At 62.2% G+C, this 15,439-nt stretch carries 9 protein-coding genes and 3 pseudogenes; 3 read left to right on the top strand and 9 right to left on the bottom strand.

Features of this window, described 5'->3' with window-relative positions; all coding sequences use genetic code 11:
* Window positions 1–3 precede the first annotated feature (3 nt).
* Window positions 4–930 (top strand): Gfo/Idh/MocA family protein, encoded by a 927-nt coding sequence (locus AC0V8S_RS23730; protein WP_475433705.1) that lies wholly within the window; start codon window positions 4–6, stop codon window positions 928–930.
* Between the two features lie 286 nt (window positions 931–1,216).
* On the opposite strand, the pseudogene AC0V8S_RS23735 reads toward AC0V8S_RS23730, so the two are convergent.
* Window positions 1,217–1,881, bottom strand: a pseudogene (locus AC0V8S_RS23735) (O-methyltransferase).
* 222 nt (window positions 1,882–2,103) lie between these two features.
* On the bottom strand, window positions 2,104–2,622 hold the full coding sequence (locus AC0V8S_RS23740; protein ID WP_475433707.1) for a chlorophyllide reductase: 519 nt from the start codon (window positions 2,620–2,622) through the stop codon (window positions 2,104–2,106).
* Between AC0V8S_RS23740 and AC0V8S_RS23745 the strand changes: the two genes are divergently transcribed.
* Both AC0V8S_RS23745 and AC0V8S_RS23750 read left to right on the top strand, forming a co-directional pair.
* The gene (locus AC0V8S_RS23745) at window positions 2,603–3,181 is read left to right on the top strand and encodes a DUF2975 domain-containing protein (RefSeq protein ID WP_475433708.1); all 579 of its coding nucleotides are present in this window, start codon (window positions 2,603–2,605) and stop codon (window positions 3,179–3,181) included. The genes AC0V8S_RS23740 and AC0V8S_RS23745 overlap by 20 nt on opposite strands.
* Before the next feature lie 13 nt (window positions 3,182–3,194).
* Window positions 3,195–3,314 (top strand): annotated as a pseudogene (locus AC0V8S_RS23750) (helix-turn-helix domain-containing protein); the annotation flags it as partial.
* 245 nt (window positions 3,315–3,559) lie between these two features.
* On the opposite strand, the gene rpoC reads toward AC0V8S_RS23750, so the two are convergent.
* The 7 genes and pseudogenes from rpoC to nusG form a co-directional block, all read right to left on the bottom strand.
* Complete coding sequence (rpoC, locus tag AC0V8S_RS23755) at window positions 3,560–7,756, bottom strand: DNA-directed RNA polymerase subunit beta' (protein ID WP_095205119.1); 4,197 nt, start codon at window positions 7,754–7,756, stop codon at window positions 3,560–3,562.
* Between the two features lie 129 nt (window positions 7,757–7,885).
* The gene (rpoB, locus tag AC0V8S_RS23760; protein ID WP_475433711.1) at window positions 7,886–12,022 is read right to left on the bottom strand and encodes a DNA-directed RNA polymerase subunit beta; all 4,137 of its coding nucleotides are present in this window, start codon (window positions 12,020–12,022) and stop codon (window positions 7,886–7,888) included.
* Between the two features lie 249 nt (window positions 12,023–12,271).
* A pseudogene (gene rplL / locus AC0V8S_RS23765) lies at window positions 12,272–12,648 on the bottom strand (50S ribosomal protein L7/L12).
* A 54-nt stretch (window positions 12,649–12,702) separates the two neighbouring features.
* A complete protein-coding gene (gene rplJ, locus AC0V8S_RS23770; RefSeq protein WP_115143192.1) occupies window positions 12,703–13,221 on the bottom strand; it encodes a 50S ribosomal protein L10 in 519 nt (172 codons plus the stop codon).
* Window positions 13,222–13,595: 374 nt separating this feature from the next.
* Window positions 13,596–14,294 (bottom strand): 50S ribosomal protein L1, encoded by a 699-nt coding sequence (gene rplA, locus AC0V8S_RS23775; protein WP_010909263.1) that lies wholly within the window; start codon window positions 14,292–14,294, stop codon window positions 13,596–13,598.
* Between the two features lie 4 nt (window positions 14,295–14,298).
* Entirely contained in the window at window positions 14,299–14,727 is a 429-nt protein-coding gene (gene rplK, locus AC0V8S_RS23780; protein WP_095205116.1) for a 50S ribosomal protein L11, read from the bottom strand.
* A gap of 172 nt (window positions 14,728–14,899) precedes the next feature.
* A complete protein-coding gene (gene nusG / locus AC0V8S_RS23785; RefSeq protein WP_010909261.1) occupies window positions 14,900–15,427 on the bottom strand; it encodes a transcription termination/antitermination protein NusG in 528 nt (175 codons plus the stop codon).
* Between the last annotated feature and the right edge of the window lie 12 nt (window positions 15,428–15,439).

Here is a 15,439-nt window from a genome sequence, read left to right on the forward strand (position 1 = left end):
GCCGTGTCCCAGCCCATCAAGATAGGCATCGTCGGCGTCGGCAAGATCGTCCGCGACCAGCACCTGCCGGCCCTGGCGAAAGACCATGACTACCGACTCATCGCGGCTGCCAGCCGGCATGGCAAGGTCGACGGCATCCCGAACTTTCCCACCATCGAAGCGATGCTCGATGCGGTGCCGGAGCTTGAGGCCGTCTCGCTCTGCATGCCGCCGCAATTCCGTTACGATGCCGCGCGCACCGCGATCGAGGCGAAGAAACATGTCTTCCTGGAAAAGCCGCCGGGCGCCACGGTCAGCGAGGTCGAGGACCTGAAGGTGCTGGCCGCGAAAAACGGCGTCTCTCTGTTTGCCAGCTGGCACTCGCGCTATGCGCCGGCGGTGGAGGCTGCGCGCAGCTTCCTCGCATCGACCCGGCTCCGGTCGGCAGCGATCATCTGGAAGGAAGATGTACGCCGCTGGCACCCGAACCAGGACTGGATCTGGGCTCCGGGCGGCTTCGGCGTTTTCGATCCCGGCATCAACGCACTGTCGATCGCAACCCACATCCTGCCGGCAATGTTCATCACCTCGGCGGTGCTCGACTTTCCGGAAAACCGCGCCGCCCCGGTCGCGGCGCAAGTCACCTTCCGCACCTCGAACGGGTTGCCGGTGACGATGGACCTCGATTGGCTGCAAACCGGCCCGCAAAGCTGGGACATCCTGGCCGACACGGATGCGGGCAAGATGGTGCTTTCCGGCGGAGGCTCGAAGCTCGCCATCGACGGCCGTATCGTCCATGAGGAGCCGGAAGCGGAATACCCGATGCTTTACAAGCGTTTCGCTGAGATCGTGCGCGCCGGCACCTCAGACGTCGATCTCGCGCCGCTGCAGCATGTCGCCGACGCCTTCATGCTCGGCAAGCGCAACGTGGTTGAGGCGTTCTTCGATTGATTTGTGCACGCGACCGGGTCGCGGACCTGGCTGGAATGCACGCTCGTGCCAGGTCGACCCCCACTCCGTCTCGGCTACGCCGAGCCACCTCTCCCCCGCTCGACGGGGTAGAGGAAGGGCGCGCGTACCTGTTGCCGCCAATGCTCGCCCAACGCGGCTTCCTTTCTCTCCGGAGGGGGAAAGGTGGCGCTGCGAAGCAGCGACGGATTGGGGGAAGCCGGTCGTCAAGTGAACAGCCAATGACAAGTGAGCATGACCGAGTTGGTCTGATATCAGCGGTGTGTTTTCACTCGACAATCGCAATGGCAAAGCCGTCATAGCCCTTGGCGCCGACCGTCTGGATGGCGGTGCCATCCAGACGCTTGTCGCCGCCGATGAAGGAGAATGCCGCCCGGGCGCCTACGACGTTGGCGTCATGGCCACCCTCGTCGAGCACCGCGCCATCACGGATGACATTGTCGCAGATGATCACTGTCCCCGGCCGCGAAAGCCGCATGGCCCAGGACAGATAGTTCGGGTTGTTCGGCTTGTCGGCGTCGATGAAGATGAGATCGAACGGCCCGGCATTTTCTGCGCCTAGCGCGGCAAGCGACTGAAGCGCCGGCCCGACCCGCAGGTCCACCCGTTCCGACACACCTGCCCGTTCGAAATTCGACCGCGCGACGCCGGCGTGGTGCGGATCGAGTTCAAGCGTCACGATCTTGCCGTCCATGGGCAAGGCTCGCGCCATCCAGATCGTGGAGTAGCCCCCAGCGTGCCGATTTCGAGAACCTTCTTCGCGCCCTGAATGCGCGCAAGAAGCGAAAGCAGCTTGCCCTGCGCCGGCGAGACGTCGATCGCTGGCAAACCCTGGTCGCGGTTGACGGCCAGAACAGCGTCGAGGGCGGGATCTGCCTCGAACAGGGCATCAACGATGTAGTCGTCGACAGCAGCCCAGGTTTTCTTGCTCATCGTTTTTCCGATCCAAAGAGAGCCAAATCACGCAACGTGGCCGCTTAAGGGTTGCGGCGAGGAAGCACCTGGTCTTGTCGGGTGTCCGAAATTCAAGTTCGCTCAAAATGTTCCTACCAACCGCGACACGTCGTCGTAAATGAAAAAGCCGCCGGCTTGCGCCGACGGCTTTCGAATCCGCTCGTTGATCCGCTGTCGATCGCGATCCAGGACCGGTTCGAATCAATCCTTTGCGCGGCAACCGGCGCGCTTGACCATATCGGCAACGATCAGCGGTGTCGCCGGCGTTTGCGACCAGCTGTCCTGACGGGGTGCACCGGCTTCGAGGGCGACGCGCACCGAGCCGGTATCCAGACTGAAGGACTTCCGGCAGGACACGGTGCGTGAGCCGTTGCCGATCGTATCGACAATTGCGCCGGCGGCTTCACCAACCCCGGCGACATAGGCGACCAGCGTTTGCCTGGCGATTGGGCTGGAATCGGCCTTTTCGATCATCTCCATCACCTCCCCCACGGATATCCGGCCTGTCGCGGTCGATGGCTGAGCGTAGGCTGCAAAGGGCATCACGAGCGCCGCCATGAATCCGATGGCAGCAACGGCAGTCTCGCGTTTGAAGGAAGGCATTAGTAGCTCCTGTTGAGTCGGACATTGACAGCGATCATCATCATGCATAAAATAATTATTGTAAAACGATAATTTCTTTTCGCAAAGCGAGACAATTATGATTGAACCCACAATCACGGCTTCGGCCCCAGACCCCGCTCGTCAGACCAGGCTGAGACGCGTCCGACTGCTCAGTCTGGTGCTGGCACGATGCTTTGTCGCCTTGGCGGTACTGCTGACGCTCGGTCTGCTGTTCTACTGGCTGACCGCCTCCGCCGGCTCGGTCGCGGCGGATGCCAACATCCCTCAGGCATGGCTGAGCGGCCTTGGCCTCGGCCGAAGACTGGCCGGATTCGCGATCTCGTTCGTACCGCTCGCCTGTCTCGTTTTCGCGCTGATGGCAGCCCGACGCGCCTTCCAGGCCTTTGCGACCGGAGACTTTTTCGGCCAGAACGCCATCAGGAATTTGCGGTACTTTGGCCTCGGCCTGTTGGCATCCGCCTTGCTGAAACCGGTTTCGGGAGCGGCGCTGTCCGTTCTCCTGAGTTTGGACGCACCGGCCGGCCAGCATCGGCTGTCGCTCGGTCTCGACAGCGACACGCTGCTGACCTTGCTGACCGCAGGCATCATCGCGGTGATTACCTGGGTCATATCGGAAGCATCCGCGCTCGCCGACGAAAACGCGCAGTTCATCTGATGAGGACCAGCCCATGCCCATAAAGGTCAGGCTCAACGTCGTCCTCGCCGAACGAAACGTGAAGTCGAAGGACCTCGCCGAACATGTCGGCATCACCGAAGCCAACCTTTCCCTTCTGAAACAGGGAAAGGTCAAAGGCATCCGCTTCGATACGTTGGAACGCATTTGCGAATACCTCGACTGCGAGCCGGGGATCTGCTGCGCTTCGAGAAGCCGTCTGAATAACAACAAAAAGGCCGCCAGGTTGCCCCGACGGCCTTGTTGCCTGAGATTTCAAAGCGGTCGTTTCAAGGAAACGACCGCTTTATTTTTGTTCTGGCGCAATTCTCGACGGAAAACCGTTTCACACTTTTCCTGGAATTGCTCCGGCCGCCGCGCTTACTGCGCGGCGGTTGTCATGTCTGCCAGCATCGGCTCGGCGACTTCCACACCGGAGGCCTTGCGGCGCTCGTCGATGATCAGTTCGTCGCGCGAGGTGGCGATGCGCCGGATCTGGCTCATCGTGCCGCCGGTACCGGCCGGGATCAGCCGGCCGACGATGACGTTTTCCTTCAAGCCCTGCAGCATGTCGGTCTTGCCGGCAACCGCGGCTTCCGTCAGCACCCGGGTCGTCTCCTGGAAGGAGGCGGCCGAGATGAAGGACGGCGTCTGCAGCGAGGCCTTGGTGATGCCGAGCAGCACCGGCTGACCTTCGGCCGGCTTCTTGCCGTCCTCGATCAGGCGCTCGTTGACCTCTTCCAGTTCGATCACGTCGACGTGGTCGCCCGGAATGTAGGTCGAGTCGCCCTGCGTGGTGATCTCGACCTTCTGCAGCATCTGGCGAACGATCACCTCGATGTGCTTGTCGTTGATCGACACGCCCTGCAGGCGGTAGACCTCCTGGATCTCGTTGACGAGGTAGGACGCAAGCGCCTCCACGCCCTTGATCGCCAGGATGTCGTGCGGCGCCGGATTGCCGTCGAGGATGTAGTCGCCCTTCTCGATGACGTCGCCGTCCTGGAGATGGAACGGCTTGCCCTTCGGGATCAGGTATTCGACAGGCTCAAGCGTCGAGTCATGCGGCTCGATGATGATGCGGCGCTTGTTCTTGTAGTCGCGGCCGAAGCGGATCGTGCCATCGATCTCGGCGATGATGGCGTGATCCTTCGGACGACGTGCCTCGAACAGCTCGGCAACCCGCGGCAGACCACCGGTGATGTCCTTGGTCTTGGCGCTTTCCATCGGGATACGCGCCAGCACGTCGCCGGGACGAACCTGCGCACCCGGCTCGACCGAGAGAATGGCCTCGACCGAGAGCAGGAAGCGGGCATCGCCACCCTTCGACAGCTTGCCGACCTTGCCCTTGGCGTCCTGGACGGCGATCGCCGGCTTCAGATCGTTGCCGCGCGGCGTCGAACGCCAGTCGATGACCTCACGCTTGGTGATGCCGGTCGACTCGTCGGCCGTTTCCTGCACGGAAATGCCGTCGACCAGATCCTCGAACGCCACCTTGCCCTCGATTTCGGTGAGGATCGGGCGGGTGTAGGGATCCCACTCGGCGATACGCTGGCCGCGCTTCACCTTGTCGCCATCGTCCACGAAGATGCGCGAACCATAGGTGACACGGTGCGTGGCACGCTCCTTGCCGGCTTCGTCGAGGATCAGCACCGCCATGTTGCGGCCCATGACCATCTGCTGGCCGTCGGAGTTGCGCACCACGTTGCGGTTGCGGATCTCGACCTTGCCCTCATACGAGGCTTCAAGGAACGAGCTGTCCACCACCTGCGCGGTACCGCCCATGTGGAAGGTACGCATGGTGAGCTGGGTACCCGGCTCGCCGATCGATTGCGCCGCGATGACGCCGACGGCTTCACCCTGATTGACCGGGGTGCCGCGCGCCAGATCGCGTCCGTAGCAGACCGCGCAGACGCCAACCCTGACCTCGCAGGTCAGTGCCGAGCGGATGCGGACCGACTGGACGCCGGCCTTTTCGATCTGCTCCACATCACGCTCGTCCATCAGCGTTCCGGCCTTGACCAGCAGGTCGCCGGTCACCGGATGGTTGATGTCGTCGAGCGCGGTGCGGCCCAGCACGCGCTGGCCAACCGAAGCGACAACCTGACCGGCATCGACGATCGGCTGCATGGTGAGGCCCTTGTCGGTGCCGCAATCCACGGAGTTGACGATGCAGTCCTGCGCCACGTCGACCAGACGGCGGGTGAGGTAACCCGAGTTCGCCGTCTTCAAGGCGGTGTCGGCCAGACCCTTGCGGGCGCCGTGGGTCGAGTTGAAGTACTCGAGCACGGTCAGGCCTTCCTTGAAGTTCGAGATGATCGGCGTCTCGATGATTTCACCCGACGGCTTGGCCATCAGGCCGCGCATGCCGGCGAGCTGACGCATCTGGGTGGGCGAGCCACGCGCACCGGAGTGCGACATCATGTAGATCGAGTTCATCGGCTTCTGACGGCCATTGTCCTCGAACTCGACCGCCTTGATGCGGGCCATCATCTCGTCGGCGACCTTTTCCGAGCACTTGGCCCAGGCGTCGACGACCTTGTTGTACTTCTCGCCCTGCGTGATCAGGCCGTCATTGTACTGCTGCTCGTATTCCTTGGCCAAAGCCTCGGTGTCGGAGACCAGCTTGATCTTGGTATCCGGGATCAGCATGTCGTCCTTGCCGAACGAAATGCCGGCACGGCAGGCGTGAGCGAAACCGAGCGCCATGATGCGGTCGCAGAAAATGACCGTCTCCTTCTGACCGCAATGGCGGTAGACGGTGTCGATCATCTTGGAGATGTTCTTCTTGGTCATCTCCTGGTTGGCGGTCTCGTAAGGCACGTTGACGTTCTTCGGCAGAAGCTCGCCGATGATCATGCGGCCAGGCGTGGTGTCATGGATCTTCGACACGACCTTGCCTTCGGCGTCGACCGTGCGGAAGCGGCCCTTGATCTTGGCGTGCAGGGTCACCGCCTTGGTCTCGAGCGCATGCTGGAGCTCGCCCATGTCGGCAAACACCATGCCCTCGCCCGGCTCGTTCTGGTTGACGATCGAGAGGTAGTAGAGACCCAGAACCATGTCCTGCGACGGCACGATGATCGGCGCGCCGGAAGCCGGGTGCAGGATGTTGTTGGTCGACATCATCAGCACGCGGGCTTCAAGCTGCGCTTCCAGCGACAGCGGCACGTGGACCGCCATCTGGTCGCCGTCGAAGTCGGCGTTGAAGGCCGTGCAGACCAGCGGATGCAGCTGGATCGCCTTGCCCTCGATCAGGATCGGCTCGAACGCCTGGATGCCGAGGCGGTGCAGCGTCGGCGCGCGATTCAGCAGCACCGGATGCTCGCGGATGACCTCGTCAAGGATATCCCAGACTTCCGGACGCTCCTTCTCGACCAGCTTCTTCGCCTGCTTGACGGTCGAGGAGTAACCCTTGGCGTCGAGACGGGCGTAGATGAAGGGCTTGAACAGTTCGAGCGCCATCTTCTTCGGCAGGCCACACTGGTGAAGCTTGAGCTCCGGACCGGTGACGATGACCGAGCGGCCGGAATAGTCGACGCGCTTGCCGAGCAGGTTCTGACGGAACCGGCCCTGCTTGCCCTTCAACATGTCGGACAGCGACTTCAGCGGACGCTTGTTGGCGCCGGTGATGACGCGGCCGCGACGGCCGTTGTCGAACAGTGCGTCGACGGCTTCCTGCAGCATGCGCTTTTCATTGCGCACGATGATGCCGGGAGCGCGCAGCTCGATCAGCCGCTTCAAACGGTTGTTGCGGTTGATGACGCGGCGGTAGAGATCGTTCAGGTCGGACGTGGCGAAACGACCGCCGTCCAGCGGGACGAGCGGGCGCAGGTCCGGCGGGATCACCGGAACCACCTTCATGATCATCCATTCCGGACGGTTGCCGGATTCCATGAAGTTCTCGACGACCTTGAGTCGCTTCAGGTACTTCTTCTGCTTCAGCTCGGACGTGGTCGAAGCCAGTTCCGAACGCAGGTCGCCGGCGATCTTCTCCAGATCCATGCCGGCCAGAAGGTCATGAATGGCCTCGGCGCCGATCATGGCGGTGAAAGAGTCCTCGCCATACTCGTCGACGGCGATCATGTACTCTTCCTCGCTGAGCAGCTGGTGCTCCTTCAGCGCGGTCAGGCCAGGCTCGGTGACGATGTAGTTCTCGAAGTAGAGGACGCGCTCGATGTCCTTCAGCGTCATGTCGAGCAGCGTGCCGATGCGCGAGGGCAGCGACTTCAGGAACCAGATATGGGCGACGGGAGCGGCGAGCTCGATATGGCCCATGCGCTCGCGACGAACGCGCGACAGCGTGACTTCGACGCCGCACTTCTCGCAGATGACGCCCTTGTACTTCATGCGCTTGTACTTGCCGCACAGGCACTCATAGTCCTTGATCGGGCCAAAAATGCGCGCGCAGAACAGACCGTCACGCTCCGGCTTGAAGGTGCGGTAGTTGATGGTCTCCGGCTTCTTGATCTCGCCGAACGACCAGGACAGAATCTTCTCAGGGCTGGCCAGTGAGATCCGGATGGAATCGAACACCTGCGCAGGCGCCTGCGGATTGAAGAGATTCATGACCTCTTGGTTCATGCCGTTCTCCTTTTCGGGGTCCTCGAAAACCCCTTGCATCTAACGCGGACCAAACGCCCGCCGTCTTTGTCGGCCACTGGCCGTCGAATTGTTTGGCGCGCCGCAACTTCGTGCGGCGCGCCGTAGCCTTTACTCGGCCGCATCGGGCAGCCGGACAGGGTTGTCGTCGAGCTTGGTGTTCTCCAGCTCGACATTGAGGCCGAGAGACCGCATTTCCTTGACGAGCACGTTGAAGCTCTCCGGAATGCCGGCCTCGAAGGTGTCGTCGCCGCGGACGATCGCCTCGTAGACCTTGGTGCGGCCGGCGACGTCGTCCGACTTCACCGTCAGCATTTCCTGCAGCGTGTAGGCGGCGCCATAGGCTTCCAGCGCCCAGACCTCCATTTCGCCGAAGCGCTGGCCACCGAACTGCGCCTTGCCGCCCAGCGGCTGCTGGGTGACGAGCGAGTACGGACCGATCGAACGCGCGTGGATCTTGTCGTCCACCAGGTGGTGAAGCTTGAGCATGTAGATATAGCCCATCGTCACCTTGCGATCGAACGGCTCGCCGGTGCGTCCGTCATAGAGCTGCGACTGACCGCTGGTGTGCAGGCCCGCCTGCTCCAGCATGATGTTGATGTCAGCCTCGTGCGCGCCGTCGAACACCGGGGTCGCGATCGAGACGCCGCGGCGCATCTGCTCGCTGAGGCGAACGATGCTCTCGTCGTCATACTCGCGGATCGGCTCGTTGCGGTCGTTGGCCGGCATGAAGCTCTCGAGCGTCTTGCGCAGCGGCTTGATATCGCCGGCCGCCTTGTACGTGTCGATCAGCTCGCCGATCTTCTTGCCCATGCCCGCGCATGCCCAGCCCAGATGCGTTTCCAGGATCTGGCCGACATTCATGCGGCTCGGCACACCCAGCGGGTTGAGCACGATATCGGCATGCGTGCCGTCCTCGAGGAAAGGCATGTCCTCGACCGGAACGATGCGCGACACGACACCCTTGTTGCCATGACGGCCGGCCATCTTGTCGCCCGGCTGCATCTTGCGCTTCACCGCCACGAAGACCTTGACCATCTTCATGACGCCCGGAGGCATTTCGTCGCCGCGCTGGACCTTCTCGACCTTGTCCATGAAGCGCTGTTCGAGCGCCTTCTTGGAGTCGTCGTACTGGCCACGCAGGGCTTCCAGTTCGCTCTGGAGCTTTTCGTTCTCCACGGCAAACTGCCACCACTGCGAACGCGGATACTCGTCGAGCGTATCCTTCGACAGCGTCGAGCCCTTCTTGAAGCCCTTCGGTCCAGCGATCGCTTCCTTGCCGACGAGCACGTCGGAAAGACGCGCGTAGACGTTACGGTCCAAGATGGCCTGCTCGTCGTCGCGGTCCTTGGCGAGGCGTTCGATCTCCTCGCGCTCGATCGCCATGGCGCGCTCGTCCTTCTCCACACCGTGGCGATTGAACACGCGCACCTCGACGACGGTGCCGAAAGTGCCCGGAGGCATGCGCATCGAAGTGTCGCGCACGTCGGAAGCCTTTTCGCCGAAGATGGCGCGCAGAAGCTTTTCTTCCGGCGTCATCGGGCTTTCGCCCTTCGGCGTGATCTTGCCTACCAGGATGTCGCCCGGCTGCACTTCCGCACCGATATAGACGATGCCGGCTTCGTCGAGGTTCTTCAGCGCTTCTTCCGAAACGTTCGGAATGTCGCGCGTGATTTCCTCCGGACCGAGCTTGGTGTCGCGCGCCATGACCTCGAACTCCTCGATGTGGATCGAGGTGAAGACGTCGTCGGCGACGATGCGCTCGGAGAGCAGGATCGAGTCCTCGTAGTTGTAGCCGTTCCACGGCATGAACGCGACCAGCACGTTGCGGCCGAGCGCCAGATCACCGAGCTCGGTCGACGGACCGTCGGCGATGATGTCGCCCTTGTTGACCCGGTCACCCATGCGCACCAGCGGACGCTGGTTGATGCAGGTGTTCTGGTTCGAACGCTGGAACTTCATCAGCCGGTAGATGTCGACGCCGGACTTACCCGGATCGAGATCTTCCGTCGCGCGGATAACGATACGCGTCGCGTCCACCTGGTCGACGATGCCGCCACGACGGGCGCCGATGGCCGCACCCGAGTCACGGGCAACGATCGGCTCCATGCCCGTGCCGACGAACGGCGCCTCGGCGCGCACCAGCGGCACGGCCTGACGCTGCATGTTCGAGCCCATCAGGGCGCGGTTGGCGTCGTCGTTTTCCAGGAACGGGATCAGGGCCGCGGCCACAGACACCATCTGCTTGGGCGACACGTCCATCAGGTCGACGTTTTCGCGCGGCGCCATCATCACTTCGCCGGCGCTGCGGCAAATGACGAACTCGTCGACGAAGCCGCCATTCTTGTCGAGCTCGGCGTTGGCCTGCGCGACATGGTGCTTGGCTTCTTCCATCGCCGAGAGATAGACGACGTCATTGGTCAGCTTGCCGTCGACGATCTTGCGGTACGGGCTCTCGATGAAGCCGTACTTGTTGACGCGTGCGAAGGTGGCCAGCGAGTTGATCAGACCGATATTCGGGCCTTCCGGCGTCTCGATCGGGCAGATGCGGCCGTAATGCGTCGGGTGCACGTCGCGCACTTCGAAGCCGGCACGCTCGCGGGTCAGACCGCCCGGTCCAAGCGCCGACAGGCGGCGCTTGTGGGTGATCTCCGACAGCGGGTTGGTCTGATCCATGAACTGCGACAGCTGCGAGGAACCGAAGAACTCGCGCACGGCGGCGGCCGCCGGCTTGGCGTTGATCAGGTCCTGCGGCATGACAGTGTCGATCTCGATCGAGGACATACGCTCCTTGATCGCGCGCTCCATGCGCAGCAGGCCGACGCGGTACTGGTTCTCCATCAACTCACCGACAGAACGCACGCGGCGGTTGCCGAGATTGTCGATGTCGTCGATCTCGCCCTTGCCGTCGCGCAGTTCGACCAGCGTCTTGACCACGGCCAGGATGTCTTCCTTGCGCAGAACACGCACGGTGTCCTCGGCCTTGAGCTCGAGGCGCATGTTCATCTTGACGCGGCCGACAGCCGACAGGTCGTAGCGCTCGCTGTCGAAGAACAGCGAGTTGAACATGGCTTCGGCGGTCTCGAGCGTCGGCGGCTCGCCCGGGCGCATGACACGATAGATGTCGAACAGCGCGTCCTGGCGGCTCTCGTTCTTGTCGACGTTGAGCGTGTTGCGGATGTAGGCGCCGACATTGACGTGGTCGATGTCGAGAACCTTGATCTCCTGCTCGCCGGTGCCAAGCAGCACCTTGAGCGTCTTTTCGTCGATCTCGTCGCCGGCTTCGAGGAAGATCTCGCCGGTGGCGTAGTCGACGATGTCCTCGGCCAAATAGTTGCCGAGCAGATCCTCGTCGGTCGCCTTGATCGCCTTCAGACCCTTCTCGCCGAGCTGACGCGCCTGGCGGGCGGTGATCTTCTTGCCGGCTTCGACAACGACCTCGCCCGTATCGGCGTCAACCAGGTCGCCGACGGCCTTGAGGCCGCGGAAACGCTCGACGTTGAACGGAATGCGCCAGTGGTCGCCGGCGCGGACATAGGTGATCTTGTTGTAGAAGGTCGACAGGATCTCTTCGCCATCCATGCCGAGCGCCATCAACAGCGACGTCACCGGAATCTTGCGGCGGCGGTCGATGCGGGCGTGCACGACGTCCTTGGAATCGAACTCGATGTCGAGCCACGAGCCGCGATAGGGAATGACGCGCGCGGCAAACAGGAGCTTGCCCGACGAGTGCGACTTACCCTTGTCGTGGTCGAAGAAGACGCCCGGCGAACGGTGCATCTGCGAAACGATGACGCGCTCGGTGCCGTTGACGATGAAGGTGCCGTTCAAGGTCATGAGCGGCATGTCGCCCATGTAGACGTCCTGCTCCTTGATGTCCTTGATCGACTTGGCGCCGGTATCCTCGTCAATATCGAACACGATGAGGCGCAGCGTCACCTTCAGCGGTGCGGCATAGGTCAGGTCGCGCTGACGGCATTCGTCAACGTCGAATTTCGGTCCTTCGAACTCGTACTTCACGAACTCCAGCATCGAGGAGCCGGAAAAATCGGAGATCGGGAAGACCGACTTGAAAACAGCCTGCAGCCCCTCGTCCGGACGGCCGCCCTTGGGCTCGTCCACCATCAGGAACTGGTCATAGGATGCCTTCTGAACCTCGATCAGGTTCGGCATCTCCGCAACTTCCGGAATCTTTCCGAAGAATTTGCGTACGCGTCTGCGGCCATTGAAAGTCTGGGTCTGGGCCATCGTCGCTCCTTAGCTCTAAACTCGGGACGGGCCTCGCCGCGGCCCGCCTTGCATACCGAGCCGCCTGGGCGGCGGCTCTCTGTCTGTTCTCCGTTCGCCTTTCGGCGTCCGGCCAAACGGGAGAAAACCCGTTTCCTGAAGGCCGGTTGCGGCCCTCAGGAAAGAGGTTCTCGTACATCTCGCGCTACGCGTCCTCCCTCCAGGCGAAGGGAGTGGCGGACGGCGCGAGGCCGCCCGCCGCTTTTACGCTTACTTCAGGTCGACCTTGGCGCCGGCTGCTTCCAGCTGGGCCTTGAACTTGTCAGCGTCGGCCTTGGAAACGCCTTCCTTGACCGGCTTCGGAGCCGCTCGACCAGGTCCTTGGCTTCCTTGAGGCCAAGACCGGTGATGGCGCGGACTTCCTTGATGACGTTGATCTTCTGAGCGCCAGCTTCGGTGAGGACGACGTCGAATTCCGTCTTTTCCTCGGCCGGAGCAGCGGCAGCGGCAGCGCCACCAGCAGCGGCAACCGCCACCGGAGCAGCAGCCGAAACGCCCCACTTTTCTTCCAGAAGCTTCGACAGCTCGGCCGCCTCGAGGACGGTCAGCTTCGAAAGGTCGTCTACGATCTTTGCGAGATCAGCCATTGTTGTATTCCTTCGTTAGGTTCGAACGTGTGTTTTTGATAGCGAGGAACGGCCTCATGCCGCCTCGTCCTTCCGGGCGTAAGCGCCGATGACGCGCGCGACCGAAGCCGCTGGCGCATTGACGATCTGGGCGATCCGGGTTGCCGGCGTGGCGATCATGCCAACCAGCTTGGCGCGCAGCTCATCGAGCGACGGAAGTGTGGCGAGTGCCTTCACACCGTCGGCGTTGAGCGAGGTGGTGCCCATTGCGCCACCGAGAATGATCAACTTGTCATTCCCCTTGGCGAAATCGGACGCGACCTTCGGCGCCGCAATCGGATCCTCCGAATAAGCGATCAGCGTCTGTCCCTTGAACAGGTCGATGATCGATGCGGAGTCCGTGCCCTGAAGAGCGATTTTGGCGAGACGGTTCTTCGCGACTTTAACGGTGCCACCGGCAGCGCGCATTTTCGACCGAAGGTCGTTCATTTGCGCGACGGTGATACCGGCATAGTGGGCCACGACGACTGAACCTGCGTTTCCGAACGCTTCGTTCAGGCCCGTGACGAGTTCGCGTTTTTCCGCTCTGTCCACTGCCTATCTCCAGTTGACCCCTGCCCTTATACGAGGACAGGCGTCGGGTTGCCTTTTGCCGGCCGGGCCATCCAGTAACGGATCTCCCGAACGACGCTCGAGGATCCTGCCCCTTTCGCCACACCGACGGCAAAGCCGGCGATGCGCAGACAAAAGGCAAACACGGTTCGAACCTTTCATTGGAGCACTTGCTCCGTTGTCCGGTCTTCACCCGTCTCATGCAGGCCCAATTGAATTAAGGCTTTTGGGCCGCCTGCAATCTCGGACAGGATGTCCGGAAGCCTTTCGACTTCCGGCACCGGGCCCAGGATAAATCCAAGGCCCGGAATTCAGTCACGGATCGGCCTTTCGGCGGCCGATCCAAATGGTCTTAATCAGGACGCAGCGAGCGTCGAGACATCGAGCTTGAGGCCCGGGCCCATCGTCGAGGTGACCGACACCTTCTTGACGTAGTTGCCCTTGGCGCCAGCCGGCTTTGCCTTGGTCACCGCATCGGCGAAGGCACGGATGTTCTCTTCCAGCGCCTTGACGTCGAACGAGACCTTGCCGACGCCGGCATGAACGATGCCGGCCTTCTCGACGCGGAACTCGACCGCGCCACCCTTCGATGCCTTGACGGCGGCGGCGACGTCGGTGGTGACGGTGCCGACCTTTGGGTTCGGCATCATGCCGCGCGGGCCGAGCACCTTACCGAGACGGCCGACCAGCGGCATCATGTCCGGCGTGGCGATGCAGCGATCGAAATCGATCGTGCCCTTCTGGACGATGTCGACCAGGTCCTCCGCACCGACGATGTCGGCGCCGGCGGCCTTGGCTTCCTCGGCCTTATCGCCACGAGCGAACACGGCGACGCGAACCGAGCGGCCGGTGCCGTTCGGCAGGTTGACCACGCCGCGGACCATCTGGTCGGCATGGCGCGGGTCGACGCCGAGGTTCATGGCGACTTCGACGGTCTCGTCGAACTTGACCGAGGAACGGTCCTTGAGCAGCTTCAACGCTTCACCCAGGGCATACGCCTTGTTGGGATCAATGCCTTCGCGGGTCTTCGATACACGCTTTGCAATCTTTGCCATGATCTTAGCCCACCACTTCCAGACCCATCGAGCGGGCGGAGCCCTCGACCATGCGCATGGCCGCCTCGACGTCGTTTGCGTTCAGATCCTTCATCTTCGCGGTCGCGATTTCGCGCACCTTGTCGCGGCCGATCGTGCCGACCTTGAGCTTGCCCGGCTCCTTCGAGCCCGACTTCAGGTTCGCAGCCTTCTTCAGGAAATAGCTCACCGGCGGCGTCTTCATGACGAAGGTGAACGACTTGTCCTGGTAATAGGTGATGACGACCGGAACCGGCGATCCCTTTTCCATTTCCTGGGTCTGCGCGTTGAACGCCTTGCAGAACTCCATGATGTTGATGCCACGCTGACCAAGCGCCGGGCCGATCGGGGGCGACGGCGTAGCCGAACCCGCGGAGACCTGAAGCTTGAGCTGGCCTGCAATTTTCTTAGCCATCTCTTTTCCTGCCTTTGTCTATGCCGGCCCCATCTTGGGAACCACCGGCGGTTGCAGTCTGGTGGTGCGGTTCGCGCGGCCGGCTAAAGCCACATTCGCCTCCCACCGTTCTCAGGCCATGCGTTTCCGCACCGCCTCCCCTGATCGCCAGACCGGCATCAGGGATTTCGGATCAGCCCTTTTCGACCTGTCCGAATTCCAGATCGACGGGCACGGCGCGCCCGAAGATCGAAACTTCCACCTTGAGCCGCGCCCGCTCCTCGTCCACTTCCTGGACGAAGCCATTGAACGACGCGAAAGGACCATCCGAAACGCGGATCGCCTCGCCGATCTCGAACGTGACCGAGGGCTTCGGCCGCTCGACGCCTTCCTGCACCTGGTTCAGGATGCGCTGCGCTTCCGCCTCGGTGATCGGCACCGGCTTGGAGTCACCGAGAAAGCCGGTGACCTTCGGCGTGTTCTTGACCAGCGAGAACACGGCATCGGTCAAATTGGCCTTCAGGAGCACATAGCCCGGGAAGAACTTGCGCTCGGCATCGACCTTGCGGCCACGACGAACCTCAACCACCTTCTCGGTCGGCACCACGATCTGCTCGATATCGGCGGACAGGCCCTTCTGTTTGGCCTTGTTCTCGATATCTTCGGCGACCTTCTTTTCAAAGTTCGAATAAGCGTGGACGATGTACCAGCGCGCAGCCATTTTTTTAGACTT

Source organism: Mesorhizobium oxytropidicola, from assembly GCF_056174625.1.